This window comes from Helicobacter pylori (assembly GCF_006440215.1).
In the GTDB taxonomy this organism is placed as follows: domain Bacteria; phylum Campylobacterota; class Campylobacteria; order Campylobacterales; family Helicobacteraceae; genus Helicobacter; species Helicobacter pylori_CS.
Map to the genome: position 1 here is coordinate 1 of NZ_VEZH01000023.1, position 13,312 is coordinate 13,312.

Consider the following 13,312-nt stretch of genomic DNA (forward strand, 5'->3'; position numbering starts at 1 on the left):
CTACACGCGACTGGGTGTAATAATGATGCGTTTTAGAAATTGCCAAGTAAACAACACAAAAAAGGAGAGAAGACAACATAAAATGCGACGAACCAAAATGCCCATAGAAACTAATAATCTTCCACTCCCTGTTAGACACTCTCGTTGATGATGTAGCTCGTAATTGAGAGGCGATGCATGAGATGTAATGATGTGGGAAAATTATCCCTCGATTCATTGATTATTTTAAAACTTCGCCCTTTAGAGTGCGTTTTGAAACAAAAGGGCGCATGGGAGCGTTTCTCGCTTCTATCCCTGTACATGTCGTGCTGAAAAAAACTCCGGGACTTGATGGGGCAGGCATTGCGTTAGAGAATTATTTACTGCATGATAAGATATAGCAGCGTTAAGATAGAAGCGGGCTTATACAAGGGGTGTGTTTGAGCGCGCCAAACAACGATACCATGTAACCAGCAGTTATAAAATTAGTTAAACCTATAGAAACATAAGCAAACCATAAAAACGATACAATAGCGGTATTTTAATAAAACAAGGAGTTTTAATGAGAGTTCAATCTAAAGGTTTTGCTATTTTTTCTAAAGACGGGCATTTCAAACCCCATGATTTTAGCCGCCATGCTGTAGGCCCTAAAGATGTGTTGATTGACATTCTTTATGCAGGGATTTGCCATAGCGATATTCATAGCGCTTATAGCGAATGGAAAGAAGGCATCTATCCTATGATTCCTGGGCATGAAATTGCTGGGGTCATCAAAGAAGTGGGTAAGGAAGTTAAGAAATTTAAGGTTGGCGATGTGGTGGGCGTTGGCTGTTTTGTCAATTCATGCAAAGCGTGTAAGCCCTGCAAAGAACACCAAGAGCAATTTTGCACCAAAGTGGTATTTACTTATGATTGTTTGGATTCTTTCCATGACAACGAACCCCACATGGGCGGATACTCTAATAATATTGTCGTGGATGAAAACTATGTGATTAGCGTGGATAAAAACGCTCCTTTAGAAAAAGTAGCCCCCTTGCTTTGCGCGGGCATCACCACTTATTCGCCCTTAAAATTTTCTAAGGTTACTAAAGGCACAAAAGTTGGCGTCGCTGGGTTTGGCGGGCTAGGAAGCATGGCGGTTAAATACGCTGTGGCTATGGGGGCTGAAGTGAGCGTTTTTGCAAGAAATGAACACAAAAAGCAAGACGCTTTAAGCATGGGGGTTAAACATTTCTACACTGACCCTAAACAATGCAAAGAAGAATTGGATTTTATCATTTCAACCATTCCTACCCATTATGATTTAAAAGACTACCTCAAGCTCTTAACTTATAATGGCGATCTAGCCCTTGTGGGACTCCCCCCTGTAGAAGTCGCTCCAGTGCTTAGCGTTTTTGATTTTATCCATTTAGGCAATCGCAAGGTTTATGGCTCATTGATTGGAGGCATTAAAGAAACCCAAGAGATGATGGATTTTTCTATTAAACACAATATTTACCCTGAAATAGATTTGATTTTAGGCAAGGATATTGACACCGCTTATCACAACCTAACCCATGGGAAAGCGAAATTCCGCTATGTGATTGATATGAAAAAATCGTTTGATTAAAAGTTTTGGCTCTAGCTCTTTTTTAAGAGCTTGAGTTGGATTAGGATTTTTTTGGCTAGCACATGGAGTCCTAGGATTTTAAGGGTTTTGCTAATAAGGCTCTTGAATGGTATGAGAATGCAATGTTTGACAAACACCCTAAAGAGTTTCTTTCGCGCGTTTTTAGGGAGCTTATAAACATGCGAGAAGTAGTGGTTCAAGAACGCTTCAAGGGAGTTTTCTTTGATCTCTGCATGGGCATGCGAGAAGTAGTGGTTCAAGAACATTCCGAGATTTTCTTGCTTGATTGCGGCATGGATGCACGAAAAATAATGGTCTAAAAAGGTCTTGAGCGCGTCATGGGCGATCTGCTCTTCAGTCTTCCATAGGGGAAAGTAGTAGTGATAGGCAACGATGCTGTGGTAACGATGCCATTTTTCGCTGCCTATTTCCACCCTAGCGATCGAATCAATCCAATCGCTCATAAAAGGGGTTTTAGCCAAAGCGTTCAGCCACAAATCCGCTTTTAAACCAAAAGGGTAATCCCAGGGCTTCACCGCCCCCCACCAAGCGTCATAATGGATGACTATAGGGTTTTTGAGCACCTCTAAAATGGTTTTCTTGTAATTCTCGTTTAAATACGCGTTAGAAAAATCTTTAATGGTGTAATACAAAGGGAAAACGCAATACTCAATCCCTAAAGCTTTCATGTTAGGCCAACACCATTTCGTAAAATCCAACTCCTCTTTAGTCTCATTCCCCTTTAAAAGATCATGCATTCTTAAGGTGAAATTTTTCTTGCGCTGGTAATCTAAATTACAGAACAAAAACCCTTCCATCATGTGGTGCTTTCTAACTTCTAAAACCCCATGAAAATAATTCTCATCCTCTTCTTTAATGTTTAAGAAATCAACGCTAAATTCATTGCAAAAGATGACATCCACATCGCTCCACACCATTTTGGAATATTTGGGGAACAAATCCGCCAGAAAATACTTCACTAACACCATTTTAGAAAAACGCTTGGTGAAATCCTCATCAAAAGGGTTAGGGATGGTGTCTAAAAAAGGTTCAATATCTTTCACCTCTAAAGCAGCAAATTCCTTAAAAGGCTCTGCGATTTGGTGGAGTTTTGCTTTATCTTCTTCATTCAAGCCTACCACTAAAGCGTGTAGGGTGTAACGGATTTTTTTATTGGCTTTAGCAATGCTTTCTAGCAAGGAATAAATGCACGCGCCCGCAGGAATGAGGTAATCCTTATCAAAAGCAAAAGCGATAGGGATATGAAAATCTTGTTCTTTAAAAGAATGGCTTGAAGTTGAAGTCATAAAAATTAAACTCTCTTTTTTAAAGCCATTTTATCAAAAAAAAAAAAAACAGAACTTGAAAGGGTTCTATTTTTGGTTTTTATGTTGTTTTTAATGAAAATTAATTTAAAATCGTATCTTGTCTTTAAAAGCACCGCTATTTTAAATGCTGCAATTTTAAAAGATAATGAAAGGGGCTGTATTCTAATTTGATTTTCTTAAAAAAATCTCTTCGCGCGTTGTTGTTTTCAGGTTTTTTCATACCACCTTTAATAAAAGCGGCTGGTTTTGTCTATGACTTGAAGTTTATGAGTTTTAATTTCAATTTAGTGGCCCCAAATAACAACCCCTATTGGAATAGCCTAACCAAAATGCAAGGTCGTCTCATGCCTCAAATTGGCGTTCAATTGGACAAAAGACAGGCCTTGATGTTTGGAGCGTGGTTCATTCAAAATTTACACACGCATTATAGCTATTTCCCTTATTCATGGGGGGTTACGATGTATTACCAATACATAGGGAAAAATTTGAGGTTTTTTTTAGGCATTGTGCCACGAAGCTATCAAATAGGGCATTACCCTTTAAGCGCTTTTAAAAAACTTTTTTGGTTTATAGACCCTACTTTTAGGGGAGGAGCGTTTCAATTCAAACCGGCTTATGATCCTAATCGCTGGTGGAACGGGTGGTTTGAGGGCGTTGTTGATTGGTATGGGGGGCGTAATTGGAACAACCAGCCCAAAAAGAAAAATTACGATTTTGATCAATTCTTGTATTTTGTTTCTTCAGAATTTCAGTTTTTTAAAGGGTATTTGGGTTTAGGGGGACAGCTTGTCATTTTTCATAACACTAGTTCTCATAGCATGGGAGATAACTACCCTTATGGCGGAAATTCCTACTTAAAACCAGGCGATGCAACCCCACAATGGCCTAATGGCTACCCCTATTTCAGTCAAAAAAATAACCCACAAGGCGGAGAAATAGGGAAATACTCCAACCCCACTATTTTAGATAGAGTCTATTACCACGCTTATCTTAAAGCGGATTTTAAAAATCTCATGCCTTATATGGACAATATTTTTATGACCTTTGGCACGCAGTCGTCTCAAACCCATTATTGCGTGCGTTATGCTAGCGGGTGTAAAAACGCCCGATTTTATAACAGCTTTGGGGGGGAATTTTACGCTCAAGCGCAATACAAGGGCTTTGGGATTTTTAACAGATACTATTTTTCCAACAAACCCCAAATGCACTTTTATGCCACTTATGGCCAATCCCTTTATACCGGGTTGCCATGGTATAGAGCCCCTAATTTTGACATGGTAGGGCTTTATTATGTTTATAAAAATAAATGGGTGAGCGTGCGAGCGGATGCGTTTTTTAACTTTTTAGGTGGGGGCGATGGGTATCATTTGTATGGGAAAGGGGGCAAGTGGATCACCACTTATCAGCAATTCTTAACCCTAACCATAGACACACGAGAGTTAATTGATTTTGTCAAATCTAAAACCTCTAAATAACTATATCTAAAAATTATAGATATAATTGAAATAAGCGACCGGTAAGCGGTGCCATAAAGTAGTCGTGCTTAAGCCATCAACGATTTCAGTTCTTTTGTTAGGAATGAAAGGGAATTTCAACCCGAAAGTGATTTCATTGTGGAAAAAGCCAAAACGAAAACCCACTTTCACAAGCAATTGGAAAAGCGAATTTTCTTTGCCTAAATTTTGAGCGATAATTCCATGCATAGCCCCTCCTGGCATGTAAGTCGCCCCGGCGATGCCTACGCCAAATTCTAACCCTAAAAACATCTTTTGCGAATTGAAAGCGTCCCACAAACCGCTAAATTCTAAACCATAGGTAGAAATATAGGATTTGTGAGAAGAAAAGGTCTGATCATAAAACAACCCGTAACGAAAACCCACATGCTCTACAGCTTGCGTTTTAGCCACAAATTTCCCCCCTAACACCACACCAAAGCCATTGCCGGTCATGAAATACGATTTATCTACAGACTCGGTGCTAAAAGATGTGTTGATCGCACTAAGCTGATACCCAACCCCTAAATAAAATGTGTTCCTGTCCGCTAATTTAGGTTTTTTTGATTTTTCATCAAGCTCTGTCTCTGTGGCTTGGAGCGATGATAATAACGCCATGCCCATCAATATTTTAACCATTGTTTTATTTGTTTCATTCATAACCCAATTCCTTATGTTATCCTGCCCCACACTTGCCCCATACAGACTAAAATCAAATCACACCCTAAATAATAACAAAGTTTAAAATAAATATTAGTGGTTTTTATTAAGAACGCTTATCTTTTTAGAATAAATAGCCATAAAATAGCCATAATTCTTGTGGGTATGTCCCCATTTTTCTATAAAAATTCTTAAAAAGGTGTTGTTATAAGACATGTTAATGATTTTTCTTGTATAATCCTAGGCTAAATTCAATTTATCTTATACGATATTAAGGAGACATATTACCATGTTTCAAATTAGATGGCATGCACGAGCGGGTCAAGGCGCTATCACCGGCGCTAAAGGGTTGGCTGATGTGATTTCAAAAACAGGCAAAGAAGTGCAAGCGTTCGCTTCCTATGGTTCAGCTAAAAGGGGGGCTGCTATGATGGCTTATAACCGCGTTGATGATGAGCCTATTTTAAACCATGAACGCTTCATGCAACCTGATTATGTGCTAGTGATTGATCCTGGTTTGGTTTTCATTGAAAACATCTTCGCTAATGAAAAAGAAGACACGACCTATATCATCACTAGCTATCTTAACAAAGAAGAATTGTTTGAAAAAAAACCTGAATTAAAAACCCGTAAGGTGTTTTTAGTGGATTGTTTAAAAATCTCTATGGAAACCTTAAAACGCCCCATCCCTAACACGCCCATGCTAGGGGCGTTGATGAAAGTGTCTGGCATGCTTGAAATCGGGGCTTTTAAAGAAGCTTTTAAGAAAGTTTTAGGCAAAAAACTCACGCAAGAAGTCATTGATGCTAACATGCTCGCTATCCAAAGAGCTTATGAAGAAGTTCAATAACATTAAGGAGCAAAGATGAAAGATTGGAATGAATTTGAAATGGGAGCGGTGCTCTTCCCTTTTGAAAAAAACGCGCAAAGCGAAATGGAAAAACACAATGATGAGCGCCATTACACCGAGCAAAGCTACTTCACCACTTCAGTGGCTCATTGGCGCGTGGCTAAGCCTGTGCATAACAATAACATTTGCATCAATTGCTTTAATTGTTGGGTTTATTGCCCAGACGCTGCTATCCTTTCAAGAGAGGGCAAGTTAAAAGGCGTGGATTATTCTCATTGTAAAGGCTGTGGCGTGTGCGTGGATGTCTGCCCCACCAACCCTAAATCGCTATGGATGTTTGAAGAGCAAATTGAGCCTGCTACCGCCCTCACTCAATGGCCGCAAAAACAAGAAAAGAAAAAATCATAAGGAAAAAATATGGCAAAAAGTATTGAATTGCAAGAGATAGAGGTGTGGGATGGCAATACCGCTAGCTCTAACGCTTTAAGACAGGCTCAAATTGATGTCATCGCAGCCTATCCTATCACCCCATCAACGCCCATTGTGCAAAATTATGGCTCGTTTAAGGATAATGGTTATATTGATGGCGAATTTGTTTTAGTGGAATCTGAGCATGCTGCCATGAGCGCATGCGTGGGAGCCGCTGCTGCAGGTGGAAGGGTCAGCACTGCGACTAGCTCTCAAGGTTTGGCGTTAATGGTAGAGGTTTTATACCAGGCTTCTGGCATGCGTTTGCCTATCGTTTTGAATTTAGTCAATCGCGCTTTAGCAGCCCCTTTAAATATCCATGGCGATCATTCTGATATGTATTTAAGCAGGGATTCTGGCTGGATAAGTTTATGCACATGCAACCCCCAAGAGGCTTATGATTTCACTTTAATGGCGTTTAGAATCGCAGAGCATCAAAAGGTGCGCGTGCCTACTATTGTCAATCAAGATGGGTTTTTATGCTCGCACACCGTGCAGAATGTCCGCCCTTTGAGCGATGCAGTGGCTTATCAATTCGTAGGCGAATACCAAACCAAGCATTCCCTTTTGGATTTTGATAAACCGGTAAGCTATGGCGCGCAAGCTGAAGAAGAATGGCATTATGAGCATAAGGCCCAACTCCACCATGCGATCATGAGCGCGTATTCTGTGATTGAAGAAGTGTTCAATGATTTCGCTAAACTCACAGGCAGACAATACCATTTGACTAAAACTTTCCAGCTAGAAGACGCTGAAATCGCTATCTTTGCGTTAGGCACTACTTATGAATCAGCGATCGTAGCGGCTAAGGAAATGCGTAAAAAAGGCATTAAGGCCGGCGTGGCTACCATCCATTCCTTGCGCCCCTTCCCTTATGAAAGATTGGGGCAGGATTTGAAAAATCTTAAGGCTCTAGCGATTTTAGATAAAAGCTCCCCAGCGGGCGCTATGGGGGCGATGTTTAATGAGGTAACGAGCGCGGTGTATCAAACCCAAGGGACTAAACACCCCGTGGTGTCTAACTACATTTATGGTTTAGGCGAAAGGGATATGACAATCGCGCATTTATGCGAAATTTTTGAAGAAATCAATGAAGACGCTCTTAAAGGCACGCTCACGCACCCTACCCAACAATTCGTAGGTTTGCACGGCCCTAAAATGAGCTTTTTTTAAAAAGGAAATATCATGGTAAAAGAAGTCAAAACGCTCAAAGGTTTTAGCCAAAGCGCTGAAAAATTCCAAGGCTCGCACTTGCTTTGCCCAGGTTGTGGGCATGGCATTATTGTGCGCGAAGTTTTAAACGCGGTAGATGGGCCTATTGTTTTAGGCAATTCTACCGGTTGTTTAGAAGTATGCTCGGCGGTGTATCCGCACACTTCATGGGATGTGCCTTGGATTCATATTGGTTTTGAAAATGGCTCTACGGCGATTTCAGGGGTGGAAGCGATGTATAAGGCTTTAGTGAATAAGGGCCGCTATCAAGGTCAAAAACCAAAATTTGTGGCGTTTGGGGGCGATGGGGCCAGTTATGATATTGGTCTTCAATTCATCAGCGGTTGCATGGAAAGAGGACATGACATGACTTACATTTGCTTAGATAATGAAAACTACGCCAATACCGGCGGTCAAAGAAGTGGCTCTACGCCATTAGGGGCTAGCACTTCTACCACGCCAGCGGGATCGGTTAGCTTTGGTAAAAAAGAAAAGAAAAAAGACATCGTCAATATCATGGCAAGCCATGGGGTCCCTTATGTGGCGCAGCTCTCGCCTAACAAATGGAAAGACATGAACAAAAAGATTAAAACCGCGCTAGACACTGAAGGGCCTTGCTTCATCAACGCTCTTAGCCCGTGCACGACTGAATGGAAATTTGAATCCAATAAAACCATTGAATTAGCGGATATGGCTGTGGATAGCTTGATGTTCCCCCTATTTGAAATCTTTAATGGCAGGGAATTGAAAATCACTTACCGCCCAAGAAATATCATTCCTGTAAGGGATTATTTAGGGGCTCAAAAGCGCTTCAAACACCTTTTCAAAAAGGAAAACGAACACATTATTGAAGAATTGCAAAAAGATGTGGATGAGCGTTGGGAATACTTGCAACGCAGAGAAGAAGCTAAAGTATAACCCTTCCATTAAATCAAGGCGCTTTTTTGCGTCTTGTGTGATTTTCCCCCTTGACTTTTTAAACCCCTTTAAAGTAACATAAATCCCATTTTGATTTTAAGGATTGTCGGTGTTAGAACGCTATGCGAATGAAGAAATGAAAGCCCTATGGAATGAGCAAACCAAGTTTGAAACTTATTTAGAAGTGGAAAAAGCTGTCGTTAGGGCGTGGAACAAGCTTGGGCGAATCCAAGATAGCGATTGTGAAAAAATCTGTGCGAAAGCGGCATTCAATCTTGAACGCATCAAAGAAATTGAAAAAACCACTAAGCATGATTTAATCGCTTTCACTACTTGCGTGGCTGAAAGCCTGGGCGAAGAATCGCGCTTTTTTCATTATGGGATCACTTCTAGCGATTGCATTGATACGGCTATGGCGTTATTGATGACAAAAAGCTTAAAACTCATTCAAAAAGGCGTTCAAAACCTTTATGAAACCCTTAAAAACAGGGCTTTAGAGCATAAAGACACGCTGATGGTGGGTAGAAGCCATGGGGTGTTTGGCGAACCCATTACTTTTGGCTTAGTGTTAGCCCTTTTTGCTGATGAAATCAAACGGCATTTAAAAGCCTTAGATTTAACGATGGAATTTATCAGCGTGGGAGCGATCAGTGGGGCTATGGGGAATTTCGCACACGCCCCCTTAGAATTAGAAGAATTAGCGTGCGAATTTTTAGGCTTAAAAACCGCCAATATCAATAATCAAGTCATTCAAAGAGACCGCTACGCTAGGCTTGCATGCGATCTGGCTCTTTTAGCGAGCAGTTGTGAAAAAATCGCTGTCAATATCCGCCATTTGCAACGCAGTGAAGTCTATGAAGTGGAAGAAGCTTTTTCAACAGGGCAAAAAGGAAGTTCTGCGATGCCTCACAAAAGAAACCCCATATTGAGCGAGAATATCACCGGGCTTTGCAGGGTGATTCGCTCTTTTACGACCCCCATGCTAGAAAATGTTGCCTTATGGCATGAAAGGGACATGAGCCATAGCTCTGTGGAGCGTTTTGCCTTGCCCGATCTGTTTATCACTAGCGATTTTATGCTCAGCCGCCTGAACAGCGTGATTGAAAATTTGGTGGTTTATCCTAAAAACATGCTTAAAAATTTAGCTTTGAGTGGGGGGCTAGTCTTTTCGCAACGGGTGTTATTGGAATTGCCTAAAAAAGGTTTGAGCAGAGAAGAAAGCTATTCTATCGTGCAAGAAAATGCGATGAAAATATGGGAGGTTTTGCAACAAGGCGCTTTTAAAAACGCTGATGAAAATTTGTTTTTAAACGCCCTACTCAACGATGAACGCTTGAAAAAATATTTGAGCGAGGATGAAATCAAAGCATGTTTTGATTACAGGTATTACACTAAAAATGTGGGGGCGATTTTTAAAAGGGTGTTTGAATAAGGCGCGTTTTTACAAAAACAAAACGATAAAATAAGCGATAAAAAATTGAAGTTTTAAGGGGTTTTTTGAAACGAGCGTTATGTTTAATTTTAGGGCTTTTTTGCACGCTTAATGCAAAGGGTTTTAAAGACGTTTTGACTAAAGGGGATTACACTTTTTTTAATAAAAAGGTGGTTTCGCCCATCAAACGCTATGCGGATCAATCGGCGTTTTATCTGGGGCTTGGGTATCAATTAGGGAGCGTTCAGCGCAACTCTAGCAACTTGAATCTATCCCAACAATTCAATAAGAGCCAAATCGTTTTTAGCGATGGCTTAAGCCCTGTTTTTAAAAATTCGTATGTGTCTAATGGTCTTGGCGTGCAAGTGGGCTATAAATGGGTGGGTAAGCATGAAGAAACGAAGTGGTTTGGTTTCAGGTGGGGGCTATTTTATGATTTGAGCGCTTCTCTTTATGGCCTAAAAGAATCGCAGTCTGTCATCATTTCCACCTACGGCACTTATATGGATTTATTATTTAACGCTTATAATGGGGATAAGTTTTTTGCCGGGTTCAATCTGGGGATTGCTTTTGCTGGGGTGTATCATAAATTAAGCGATGCACTATTGTATCAAGCGCTTCTTCAAGACACTTTTGGCGGGAAAGTGGATCCAAATGGCTTCCAGTTTCTGGTGGATTTAGGGGTTCGTTTGGGGAATAAGCGCAACCAATTTGGCTTTGGGATTAAAGTCCCTACTTATTATTTTAACCATTATTATTCCATGAATAACATTAGCAATAATAGTGGAGATGTTCTAAAGGTTTTACGATTTTTAGAATACGGGATCAACAGCTTGTTATACCAAGTTGATTTCAGGCGCAATTACTCGGTTTATTTCAACTATACTTATAGTTTTTAAGCGATAGTTTTTAAAGCGTTCTTAATTTAGCGATTTCATCTCTCAAACGCATCGCTTCTTCAAAATCCAAATTTTTCGCGCATTCCCGCATTTTTTTATCCAGTTCTTTAATGATTTTTTCCCTTTCGCTTTTAGGGATTTTGTCCTTTTTTAAAGCTTTAGCGATTCTAATCTCATCGTCTCTTAATTTCAATTCCTCTTCTAAAGCGCGAGTAACGGTTTTAGGGGTGATGTTATGGATTTTATTGAACTCTTCTTGTTTGGCACGCCTGTAACTAGTGATCTCAAAGGCTTTTTGCATGCTTTGAGTGATCTTTTTAGCGTATAATAAAACCTTGCCATTAGCGTTTCTAGCGGCTCGCCCCATGGTTTGAATGAGGCTTGTTTCGCTCCTTAAAAACCCTTCTTTATCCGCATCCATGATCGCTACTAAAGAGACTTCAGGCAAATCCAGCCCTTCTCTTAAAAGATTGATCCCTATTAAAATGTCAAATTCTTTAAGCCTCAAAGAGCGGATGATGTGATTTCTTTCAATCGCATCAATTTCACTATGCATGTAACGCGCTTTCAAGCCCCATTCAGCATAATATTTGCACAATTCTTCTGCCATTTTTTTAGTGAGAGTGGTGATGAGCACCCTTTCATCTCTAGCCACCACTAACTTGATTTCATCAAACAAATCCTGAACTTGCTTATCGCTGTCTCGCACTTCAAATTTAGGGTCTAAAAGCCCTGTAGGGCGAATGATTTGCTCAGCGACATTCTTTTTGGAAAGCTCTAATTCTAGCTTATTGGGCGTAGCGGACACAAAAACGAACTGGCAATTTTTATGGATAAATTCATCAAATTTTAAAGGGCGGTTGTCTAAAGTGCTAGGCAATCTAAAACCATATTCCACTAAAACGCTTTTCCTGCTCATATCCCCTGCATACATCCCCCCAAATTGCGGCAAACTCACATGGCTTTCATCCACAATGACTAAAAACTCCCGCTCAAATATCCCCAAATAATCAAACAAACAAAAAGGCGTTTCATTGGGGGCTTTGCCTGTAAAATGGCGCGCATAATTTTCAATGCCCTTACACACACCGGTCGCGCTAATCATTTCTAAATCATGCTCGGTGCGTTGTTTGAGGCGGTTGTATTCAAGCATTTTATCCTGCTCTTTAAAAAATTTCAATCTTAAAGCGAGTTCATCTTCAATGCTTTTAATGGCTAAGTTCAATCTTTCACTCCCTACGGCAAATTGACTAGCCGCATAAAGCATGACAGAATCCAAGCGCCTGATTTCATTTCTTTCTAAAGCGTCAAAGACCGCAATCCTTTCTATCTCATCGCCAAAAAATTCAATCCTAATAAATTCAGCGTCATTATAAGCGGGGAAAATATCCACGCATTCCCCCGTCGCTCTAAAGCTCCCCCTATCAAACACCACTTCATTACGGCTATAACCCATTTCTACTAGTTTGAGCAAGAAGCTCTTATAAGCGCGTTTCTCGCCCACTTTGATTTTTTCCATGACTTTTAAATATTCTTCAGGGTTACCCAAACCATAATTAGCCGAAACGCTCGCTATCACAATCACATCATCATAACCTAAAAGTGAGGTGGTCGCGCTCAATCTCAAACGCTCTAAATCATCATTAATAGAGCTGTCTTTTTCAATGAATAAATCCCTTCTAGGGATATAGCTTTCAGGCTGGTAGTAATCAAAGTGGGAGATAAAATACTCCACCCTATTATGCGGGAAAAACGCCTTAAACTCGCTATAGAGCTGCGCGCATAAGGTCTTATTATGGCTCATGATCAAAGTGGGTTTATTGGTTTGAGCGATGATATTGGCCATCGTATAAGTCTTACCGCTTCCTGTAACCCCCACTAAAGTTTGATAATGGTTGTTATTTTTCAAGCTTTTCGTTAAGGTCTCTATGGCTTGGGGCTGATCGCCTGCTGGTGGATAGGGGCTTTTTAAATCAAATAAAGGCATCTTTAAAACTCGCATTTTTTAGGGGTATTATAGTGGATTTTTAACACGCCTTATTCAATCTCAAAAAAATCAATGTTTTGATAATGATTGGTTTTTCGCTTCGTTAATGTTAGTTATCGCTTGCGTCTCTTTGGTGTTAATTTGCGTTGTAGCGCTTTCTTTCGCTTCGTTAATGTTAGTTATCGCTTGCGTTTTGTTGGTGTTGATTTCATTATTAGCGTTTTCTTTAGCTTCTTTGATCGCTTCAAGGCTTTGGGTTTTGTTAGCGGTAATTTGATTTGTAGCGTTTTCTCTAGCCTGGTTTAAAAAAATTTGATAGCTCGTTAAAAGCTTTGTAGTGGTTTCTATCAATTGATTTTCTAGCTTTTTAATTTCGCTTTTGATGTTTTTGCTAATTGGCGTTTAAGATGTTCGTTACTTCTTGCTCGTTGCTTTTCATGCTCGTATTGAAATCGCTAAAAAAGCCCTCGTATTCTT

The 13,312-nt window shown here is 40.2% G+C and carries 11 protein-coding genes and 2 pseudogenes; 9 read left to right on the forward strand and 4 right to left on the reverse strand.

All coding sequences use genetic code 11. The annotated features are described in order from the left end of the window. Nucleotides 1-191: 191 nt before the first annotated feature. Nucleotides 192-380, forward strand: a pseudogene (locus FIM44_RS08025) (glucokinase); the annotation flags it as partial. Between the two features lie 161 nt (nucleotides 381-541). Then, nucleotides 542-1,588, forward strand: coding sequence for an NAD(P)-dependent alcohol dehydrogenase (locus FIM44_RS08030; protein ID WP_001265974.1), 1,047 nt, complete (start codon nucleotides 542-544; stop codon nucleotides 1,586-1,588). Between the two features lie 11 nt (nucleotides 1,589-1,599). Here the strand turns inward: FIM44_RS08030 and FIM44_RS08035 are convergent, their stop codons facing one another. After that, the gene (locus FIM44_RS08035) at nucleotides 1,600-2,895 is read right to left on the reverse strand and encodes a glycosyltransferase family 8 protein (protein ID WP_140579679.1); all 1,296 of its coding nucleotides are present in this window, start codon (nucleotides 2,893-2,895) and stop codon (nucleotides 1,600-1,602) included. A gap of 188 nt (nucleotides 2,896-3,083) precedes the next feature. Here FIM44_RS08035 and FIM44_RS08040 point away from each other — a divergent pair, with 188 nt between their 5' ends. Further along, nucleotides 3,084-4,391: a hypothetical protein gene (locus tag FIM44_RS08040; RefSeq protein WP_140579681.1), complete on the forward strand. Its 1,308-nt coding sequence runs from the start codon at nucleotides 3,084-3,086 to the stop codon at nucleotides 4,389-4,391. A gap of 6 nt (nucleotides 4,392-4,397) precedes the next feature. On the opposite strand, the gene FIM44_RS08045 is transcribed toward FIM44_RS08040, so the two are convergent. After that, the gene (locus tag FIM44_RS08045) at nucleotides 4,398-5,069 is read right to left on the reverse strand and encodes an outer membrane protein (RefSeq protein WP_021301797.1); all 672 of its coding nucleotides are present in this window, start codon (nucleotides 5,067-5,069) and stop codon (nucleotides 4,398-4,400) included. Nucleotides 5,070-5,358: 289 nt separating this feature from the next. Here FIM44_RS08045 and FIM44_RS08050 point away from each other — a divergent pair, with 289 nt between their 5' ends. The 6 genes from FIM44_RS08050 (at nucleotide 5,359) to FIM44_RS08075 (ending at nucleotide 10,848) form a co-directional block, all read left to right on the forward strand. Next, the gene (locus FIM44_RS08050) at nucleotides 5,359-5,919 is read left to right on the forward strand and encodes a pyruvate flavodoxin oxidoreductase subunit gamma (RefSeq protein WP_000486467.1); all 561 of its coding nucleotides are present in this window, start codon (nucleotides 5,359-5,361) and stop codon (nucleotides 5,917-5,919) included. Between the two features lie 15 nt (nucleotides 5,920-5,934). After that, complete coding sequence (locus FIM44_RS08055; protein WP_000656174.1) at nucleotides 5,935-6,327, forward strand: 4Fe-4S dicluster-binding protein; 393 nt, start codon at nucleotides 5,935-5,937, stop codon at nucleotides 6,325-6,327. Nucleotides 6,328-6,336: 9 nt separating this feature from the next. Further along, on the forward strand, nucleotides 6,337-7,560 hold the full coding sequence (locus FIM44_RS08060; RefSeq protein WP_140579683.1) for a 2-oxoacid:ferredoxin oxidoreductase subunit alpha: 1,224 nt from the start codon (nucleotides 6,337-6,339) through the stop codon (nucleotides 7,558-7,560). A gap of 12 nt (nucleotides 7,561-7,572) precedes the next feature. Continuing rightward, complete coding sequence (locus FIM44_RS08065) at nucleotides 7,573-8,517, forward strand: thiamine pyrophosphate-dependent enzyme (RefSeq protein ID WP_015642502.1); 945 nt, start codon at nucleotides 7,573-7,575, stop codon at nucleotides 8,515-8,517. Nucleotides 8,518-8,626: 109 nt separating this feature from the next. Next, nucleotides 8,627-9,949, forward strand: a complete 1,323-nt coding sequence (gene purB, locus FIM44_RS08070; RefSeq protein WP_140579685.1) for an adenylosuccinate lyase — start codon at nucleotides 8,627-8,629, stop codon at nucleotides 9,947-9,949. 65 nt (nucleotides 9,950-10,014) lie between these two features. Then, entirely contained in the window at nucleotides 10,015-10,848 is an 834-nt protein-coding gene (locus tag FIM44_RS08075) for an outer membrane protein (protein ID WP_140579687.1), read from the forward strand. Between the two features lie 10 nt (nucleotides 10,849-10,858). Here the strand turns inward: FIM44_RS08075 and uvrB are convergent, their stop codons facing one another. Beyond that, complete coding sequence (uvrB, locus tag FIM44_RS08080; protein WP_140579689.1) at nucleotides 10,859-12,835, reverse strand: excinuclease ABC subunit UvrB; 1,977 nt, start codon at nucleotides 12,833-12,835, stop codon at nucleotides 10,859-10,861. A gap of 69 nt (nucleotides 12,836-12,904) precedes the next feature. Further along, nucleotides 12,905-13,312 (reverse strand): annotated as a pseudogene (locus FIM44_RS08085) (hypothetical protein); the annotation flags it as partial.

Bases quoted from the DNA above. Each gene is read 5' to 3' on its own strand.
- uvrB (WP_140579689.1), bottom strand. From the start codon at position 12,835: ATGCCTTTATTTGATTTAAAAAGCCCCTATCCACCAGCAGGCGATCAG.
- FIM44_RS08050 (WP_000486467.1), top strand. From the start codon at position 5,359: ATGTTTCAAATTAGATGGCATGCACGAGCGGGTCAAGGCGCTATCACC.
- FIM44_RS08060 (WP_140579683.1), top strand. From the start codon at position 6,337: ATGGCAAAAAGTATTGAATTGCAAGAGATAGAGGTGTGGGATGGCAAT.
- FIM44_RS08035 (WP_140579679.1), bottom strand. From the start codon at position 2,895: ATGACTTCAACTTCAAGCCATTCTTTTAAAGAACAAGATTTTCATATC.
- FIM44_RS08045 (WP_021301797.1), bottom strand. From the start codon at position 5,069: ATGAATGAAACAAATAAAACAATGGTTAAAATATTGATGGGCATGGCG.
- FIM44_RS08065 (WP_015642502.1), top strand. From the start codon at position 7,573: ATGGTAAAAGAAGTCAAAACGCTCAAAGGTTTTAGCCAAAGCGCTGAA.
- FIM44_RS08030 (WP_001265974.1), top strand. From the start codon at position 542: ATGAGAGTTCAATCTAAAGGTTTTGCTATTTTTTCTAAAGACGGGCAT.
- FIM44_RS08055 (WP_000656174.1), top strand. From the start codon at position 5,935: ATGAAAGATTGGAATGAATTTGAAATGGGAGCGGTGCTCTTCCCTTTT.